The sequence below is a fragment of the Terriglobales bacterium genome, from assembly GCA_035624475.1.
Lineage (GTDB): Bacteria > Acidobacteriota > Terriglobia > Terriglobales > Acidobacteriaceae > DASPRL01.
In genome coordinates this window covers 1-6,401 of sequence record DASPRL010000006.1, presented here as the reverse complement: position 1 = coordinate 6,401, position 6,401 = coordinate 1, and the positions used below count along the sequence as shown (strand labels likewise).

Annotated in this window: 4 protein-coding genes; all 4 read right to left on the bottom strand. The window is 67.8% G+C overall.

Annotated elements, in window-relative coordinates:
• Positions 1-307: 307 nt before the first annotated feature.
• The 4 genes from VEG08_00385 to VEG08_00370 all read right to left on the bottom strand — a co-directional run bounded on the left by VEG08_00385 (position 308) and on the right by VEG08_00370 (position 6,009).
• Positions 308-1,903 carry a hypothetical protein gene (locus tag VEG08_00385; protein ID HXZ26434.1) on the bottom strand — a complete coding sequence of 532 codons (1,596 nt, stop codon included), beginning with the start codon at positions 1,901-1,903 and terminating at the stop codon, positions 308-310.
• Between the two features lie 109 nt (positions 1,904-2,012).
• Positions 2,013-2,336, bottom strand: coding sequence for a zinc-ribbon domain containing protein (locus VEG08_00380; GenBank protein ID HXZ26433.1), 324 nt, complete (start codon positions 2,334-2,336; stop codon positions 2,013-2,015).
• A 154-nt stretch (positions 2,337-2,490) separates the two neighbouring features.
• Entirely contained in the window at positions 2,491-2,688 is a 198-nt protein-coding gene (gene rpsU, locus VEG08_00375) for a 30S ribosomal protein S21 (protein HXZ26432.1), read from the bottom strand.
• Positions 2,689-2,820: 132 nt separating this feature from the next.
• Positions 2,821-6,009 carry a TonB-dependent receptor gene (locus VEG08_00370; protein ID HXZ26431.1) on the bottom strand — a complete coding sequence of 1,063 codons (3,189 nt, stop codon included), beginning with the start codon at positions 6,007-6,009 and terminating at the stop codon, positions 2,821-2,823.
• Positions 6,010-6,401 lie beyond the last annotated feature (392 nt).

Genomic DNA, 6,401 nt, shown 5'->3' with positions numbered 1-6,401 from the left:
CGAGCCGCGTGTCGCGGGCGCGGTAGACTTCCCCCATGCCGCCCGCGCCGGCCGCGGCGAGGATTTCGTAAGGTCCGAGCTTGCTGCCGGGATTCAGCAAGAGATCCCTCGCTCCGCTCGGGATTTCGCCTGCGGGCTCCCGCTCGGCTCGGCTGCCGCCTCGCTTCGCTCACGCCCGCAAAGCGGCTCAACTTCCCCCATGCCGCCGGCTCCGGCGGCAGCCAGGATCTCGTAGGGACCGAGTTTAGTTCCCGGGACCAGCAAGGTTTGCGCGGCGCATTATATCCGAGGTCGCCCCAACCCCGCCCTAGTCCATCCCGGAGGACTTGAGGAAGGCGCGCGCCTGCCGCAGCTCCTCACGCTGGCCCTCGGCCTCGGGGCAGGTTTGCAGCAGCGCCTGGTAGTAGCGCCACGCTTCCGGCTTCTTGCCCGCCAGTTCGGCCGCCCGCGCCGCCCCGTAGAGGGTGTCGAAGCGGTTGGGGGACTGCTTCAGCGCGCTCTCATAGGCGGCCAGCGCCTCCGCCGGCCGCTGCTGCTCCAGCAGCAGGTCGCCCAGCATCTCGCTGGCCGGGATGCCCAGGACGTACGGCCCGCCCCGCCGCTCTTCTTCCTGCGCCGCTGCCCGCGCCGCCTCCGCGGCTTCCGGCTTTCTGCCCTCCGCCTCCGCCACCCAGGCGGTCGCTTCCCCCACTTCCACCCGGAAGGGATCCGGGCCATAGCGGTCATGCGCGGCAGCCAGCTTGGACTGCACCGCCTCCAGCGCCTGCAGCTGCTTGCGCGCCGCGGCCGCGTTTCCCAGCCGCGCCTGCGCCAGGCTGCGCGCCCAGTCGAGCGCGGCCTGCAGTCGCAGGCCCGCTCCGGGCGGCGTCGCCAGCGCTGCCGCCTTCTTCCAGTCGTGCGTCTCCAGCGCGTAGCGCTTCTCCAGGTCGGCGAGGTTGGCGGCCCGGTCCTGGGAGTTCATCCAATCGGCGTGCGCTACCTTGTCCATCACCGCGCGCGCCTTTTCATCTTGCCCGATCTGCAGGTAGGCATAGTGCAGGAAGTCCAGGGCGTGCATGGCGTGGCCCGCACCGCCCATCTCCAGGACCTTCTCCGCCGCAGCTTCCGAAGCCAGGTTGGAGGCGATCGCCTCCTGCCACAGCCCCAGGCGCACGAAGATGTGCGAGGGCATGTGCAGGGCGTGGGGCGAAGCGGGGGCGATGCGGGCGTACTCGCGCGCCGCCTTCAGGCCCTGCGGAGCCAATTCGGGGACGTCGTAGGCATGGATGAGGTAGTGTGCCGCTCCGGGGTGCTGCGGCTTCTGGGCGAACACCGGCTCCAGCACCGCCGCGGCTTTCCTGCGCGACGCCAGGCCCGGGTCGGGCGAGGGCTCCGCCGCCAGCAGCGACAGCCCGTAGAAGGCCGCCGCCTCCAAGTCCTGGGGATAGCGCTCGTACACCTGCTGCATGGCCCGGGAGTAGGCCTCGGCCCGCTCCTGGTGGCTGAGCTTGGCGGAGTCCCGGTAGAAGGCGGCCGCAGCGGCGATGTAGTCGCGCTCGCGCGGCGTCTTGCCGCCCAGCGCCTCCGCTTTGCTCACCGCCTCCCAGCCCTGCTGCAGGGAGGCCGCATCCGGGTGCTCCCACAGCGGATGCCACAGGCTCATGGCGATGCCCCACTCCGCCATGGCGCAGGGCGGGTCCTGGCGGGCGATCCCGCGGAAGACCTTCTCGGCCTGCTCGAACTCGAAGGAGTGCAGCCAGGCCACGCCCTGGTCGAAGGCTTCCTGCACCCCGGGAGCGCAGGAGACCGGGAACGACACCTCGCCCAGTCGCGGTGTCTGCGGCGGAGTCTGCGCGCAGGCCGCCGGCGCCAGCGTCAGCGCGGCCCACAGAACCCAAAGTGCGAAGCCCGGCCTTGCCTGCATGATCATCCGCCTCTCGGAATAGGATGCCGAACGTCCGCGCCGTCGCCGTCCACACCCCGGCGCTTCAGAACCTGGGTTCCTGCTGGGTGGTGGGATGGACTTCCGGGCCTCAGGCGGTGGCGGCGGAGGAGGCCGACGAGGTGCGCCGAGCCTGGAAGCACTCCCGGCAATACACCGGGCGACCCTGCGTCGGCTTGAAGGGCACGGTGGTGTCCTTCCCGCATTGCGAGCAGGTGGTGCGCGTCTCCACCTTCTGGTAGGAATTCCCCGGCGCCGCTGCTCCCACCATGGTGGCCCGCTTGGTCTTGCAGGGTTTGCAGCGCTTGGGTTCGTTCTTGAACTGTTTGTCGTGGAAGAACAGTTGTTCCCCGGCCGTGAACACGAACTCGGCCCCGCAGTCGACGCACTTCAGAATCTTGTCCTGGAATTCCATGGAACGACCTTTCCTAAAGCCCGTAAATCGCCCGACTCCCGGGTTCGGCCCTCCCTGCGCTCTTCCGCAGGGCCCCACTCAACTCCGTGACTCCTGATGACTGCGGTGTGCTGCTCGGGCGGGCCGCCGGCGTGTGCCCGCGGCCCGCTCCGTCTCAATCCTGCTCCTTGCGCGCTTTCTTGCGGTTCCGTTTGCGGGCCAGCGCTTGCTTGGTCCGCTTCTTCTCGCCGGGCTTGAGGTAGAAGGAGTGGCGCTTGACCTCCTTGATGATGTCCTCTTGCTGCACCTTGCGCTTGAAGCGGCGCAGGGCATTCTCCAGCGACTCGCCCTCTTGCAACCTGACTTCTGCCAAAGAGAAAACACCCCCATAACTAGTCCGGTTGGACCCCGTAAGTTATGGCAGCCTTTTGTGGGGCAAGTCAAGAAAGAAGTAGCTGCCAGCGGCGATTTTCGCGCCTCCCCGAGGGGTAACCGGCCCTGGTGACTAGAACTTCACCCGCACCGCCACCTGCACCTGCCGGGGGGCGTAGGCCTGGGTGGGCACCAGGAAGCTGGAGGACTGCTGATAAGAACCGGGATACTCCGTGCCCCCGGCCGTCACCGGCAGGGGGACGAACTGCCCGGCCGCGTTCAGGAAGCCGTCGTCGGAGATGGTCACCCGCTGGTTGGTGCGGTTGAAGACGTTGAACGCCTCCACCAGCAACTCCATCTGCCATCTCCCCTGAAGGTGCAGCACCCGTCCCAGACGCAGGTCGGTGGTGAAGTAATCCGGCCCCAGGAAGGAGTTGCGGCGGTAGCCGGGCAGTCGGTCGTTGTCGCTGTTGTCGTCCTGGTTGGCGTCTCCGTAGATGCGGGCGTTGATGGGCCGCCCGCTGCCCACCGTCACCACCCCGGAGAACTTCCAGTCGTTGAACAGCTTGCCGGCGGTGGGACGATCGTGGTGGAAGAAGGCCGGCTCCCACACCCAGGCGGCCACGAAGCGGTTGCGCTGGTCGGTGACGCTGGGCCCGCGCTCCAGTTGCGGCGCGTAGGCGTTCTGCACGTTGGCCGGACGTCCCGCCACCAGCGCGTCCTGGCCGCTGTCCATCGCCTGCGCCCAGGTGTAGGCCACGCGGAAGTACAGCCCGCGGGTCATCCGCCGCCGCACCGACACCGTCACCCCGTAGTAGACGCTGGAGGCCGCGCTCTGGAAGACGTCGATCGAGCCCACCTGCGGGATGGGCCGCTCCAGCGGGTTGATGCAGGGCGGAAAGGGGCAGGTGAACGACGGTACCAGTTGCCAGGTGGAGAACGATGCCACCGGCCAATATTGCCCGGTGAAGGTGGTCCCGCTCGCATCGAAGACGGGATAGCTGAGCACGATGGGGGGCGGCAGGTTGGCGTCCAGCGCCCGGATCAGGTGCACCCCGTGCACGTACAGCCCGTTCACGCCGATGGCCAGCCGCTCCGTCACCTCCTTCTCCGCGCTCACGCTGGCCTGCTCCACGTAGGGCATCTGGAAGTCGTGCGCGAACGCGGAGATCTCGGTGCTCAGGTGGCCGGCCGCCGCCCCCGTCGCCGTGCAGGTAGTGGCGTTAGTGGCGCAGGGCACCAGCGGCGCCGGATAGCTGGGGAAGACCATGCGGTCGAAGAAGTCGGCGTTGTCCAGGAAGAGGTGGCTCTGGGTGATCCCGTTGTCGGTCTCCACCGCCGAGTTGTAGATCTGGGGCACGCGCGCGTAGAAGATCCCCGCTCCCGCCCGGATCACCAGCGGCTTCTTCTCCCCGAGGGAATAGGCTAGCCCCACCCGCGGCGCGAAGTTGTTGCCGTCGAAGGGCATCTTGCCCGAGTCCGGCCACAAGGGGTTCGTGACCAGGCCGCTGCTGTGGAAGGTCTGCAGGTCCCAGCGCACTCCCAGACTGAGCGCCAGGTGCCCGGTCAGCCGGATCGTGTCCTGGGCGAACAGCGCGTACTCCTGGGTGTTGGGATGCGAGACCGCCGAGCCGAAGTTCTGGATGTAATACCGCGGCACCTCGTGCGCGTACGCGCGCAGCGGCGTGATCCGCAGCCCGAAGGTCATGGGCACGAAGGTGAAGGGGTTCACCCGGATGTTGTCGAAGATGTACTCGCCGCCGAAGAGCGAGGGGAAGAAGTTGTACAGCCACACCAGGCTGACGTCGCCGCCGAATTTGAAGGAGTGCCGCCCCGCCTCCCGGCTCACCGTCTCGGCGATGTGCAGCCGGCGCTCGTTGGTCTCCCGCGGCAGGATGGAGGAGCGCCCGAAGCCCTGGATGATGTCGTAGATCTCGGTCAGCGCCGCGCCCGTGTTGGGATCGGAGGACTGCAGGTCGTGCGAGAACTGCACCCGCAGGTGGCTCATCGTCTGCGGGCCCAGCGTGCTGGTCAGCGACACCACCGCGCTCTGCGTGTTGACCTTCTCCTCCCCGTTGTCGCTGATGGCGTAGTTGGTGATGGGGCTGGCGGAGTCGAAGAAGACGTTGTTGGCCCCGTAGTACGTCGAGGTGCTCAGCCGCGCCGACAGCGTGTTCCGCGGGGTGATGGCCCAGTCCAGCTTGAAGAAGCCGGCGTTCCCCAGCAGGGCCGAGGGATAGGTTCCGGCCAGGGTGGAAAGCTCGGCGGCGCTGGCGAAGACCAGCGCCTGGTCGCTGGCCTCGTAGTCCGCCGGCGTGGGCACGACCGTGCTCGCCCCGCCCACGAACTGCACCACCGTGGGAATGTGGAAGAGGTGCTGGTCGAAGCCCGCGAAGATCCACATCCGGTTGCGCTTCAGCGGCCCGCCCACGGTGAATCCGAACTGCTGCTGCCGGTTGGGCGGCTGGAAGCCCACGTAGGGGCTGGTGGCGTTGAAGGCGCTGTCGCGCAGGTAGTAGAAGCCGCTGCCGTGCCAGTAGTTGCTCCCCGACTTGGTGACCACGTTGATCACCGCGCCCCCCGTCCGCCCCAGCTCCACCCCGTAGGTGTTCGACGACACCCGGAACTCCTGGATCACCTCGTTGGAGAACTGGTAGGGCGCGCGGTAGCGGCCCCGCGCCTGCGAGAAGAAGGCGTTGTTGTTGTCGGCGCCGTCCACCAGGAAGCTGGACTGGTAGCCGCGCACCCCCCCGAAGGCCAGGTCGCCGTTGGAGCTGGAGGTCAGGCTGCGCGGGTCCTGGGTGACCCCCGGGGTCAGCAGCGCCAGGTCGGTGTAGCGCCGCCCATTCAGCGGCAGCTCTTCGATGTCGCGCTCCCCGATCATCGACGACACCGCCGTGGGCTGAGTCTCGACCAGCGGCGTCTCCGCCGTCACCGTGACCTGCTCTTTTCGTCCCGCCACCACCAGGGTCAGGCTGATGTCGGCCAGCCCGCCCACCTCTACGCGGATGTTCCTCTGCTCCAGCGGCGCCATCTCCGCCGCCTCGACGCGCAAAGTGTAAAGCCCGGGCGTCAGCATCTGCAGGGAGAAGCGGCCTTCGCTGTCGCTCGCGGTGGAGCGGGCGACGCCGCTGGCCTGGTTGGTGGCGGTGACCCGCGCGTCTGCCACGCGCGCGCCCGTCGCGTCGCTGACCGTGCCGCTGATGGCCCCGGTGGAGGCGTCCTGCGCCCACACCACGGCCGCCAGCAGCAGATACACCAGGAGGAAGAGACCGCGCCACGAGCAGCCGGGGCCCGCCGGGCTCAGCGTGCGAGCAGGCATGGGCAAAGACAACCCAGCCTACCCGCCCCCTCCCACCCAGTCTGTGACCCATGGGCCACCCGAATGTGACAAGCCTCTTGAGGCCCGGAGGGTCGCCGGAGTCCAGCCCGGCACGTGAGTGCCGGGAAAGAGCGGAAGAGGACGCCGAGTCCCGTGGGGACGGCAGAGCGGCCGTATCAGGGGAATAGGCTGGCCGACAAGAACTACTTCGTAACAATCAACACCGTGTCAGCTCGGAGAGTCGCCAAGGATAACTTGCTGGAGTGCACCGACCCACTCGAGGTCAAGATCGAGGCTGTTAAGGGCAAGACCACAGAGACTCACTGCGGGCTCATTGGCGAGGCAGGCTCTCCGATTAAGTAACTGTTGATAAATCCCCTTAGCGTAAGTTA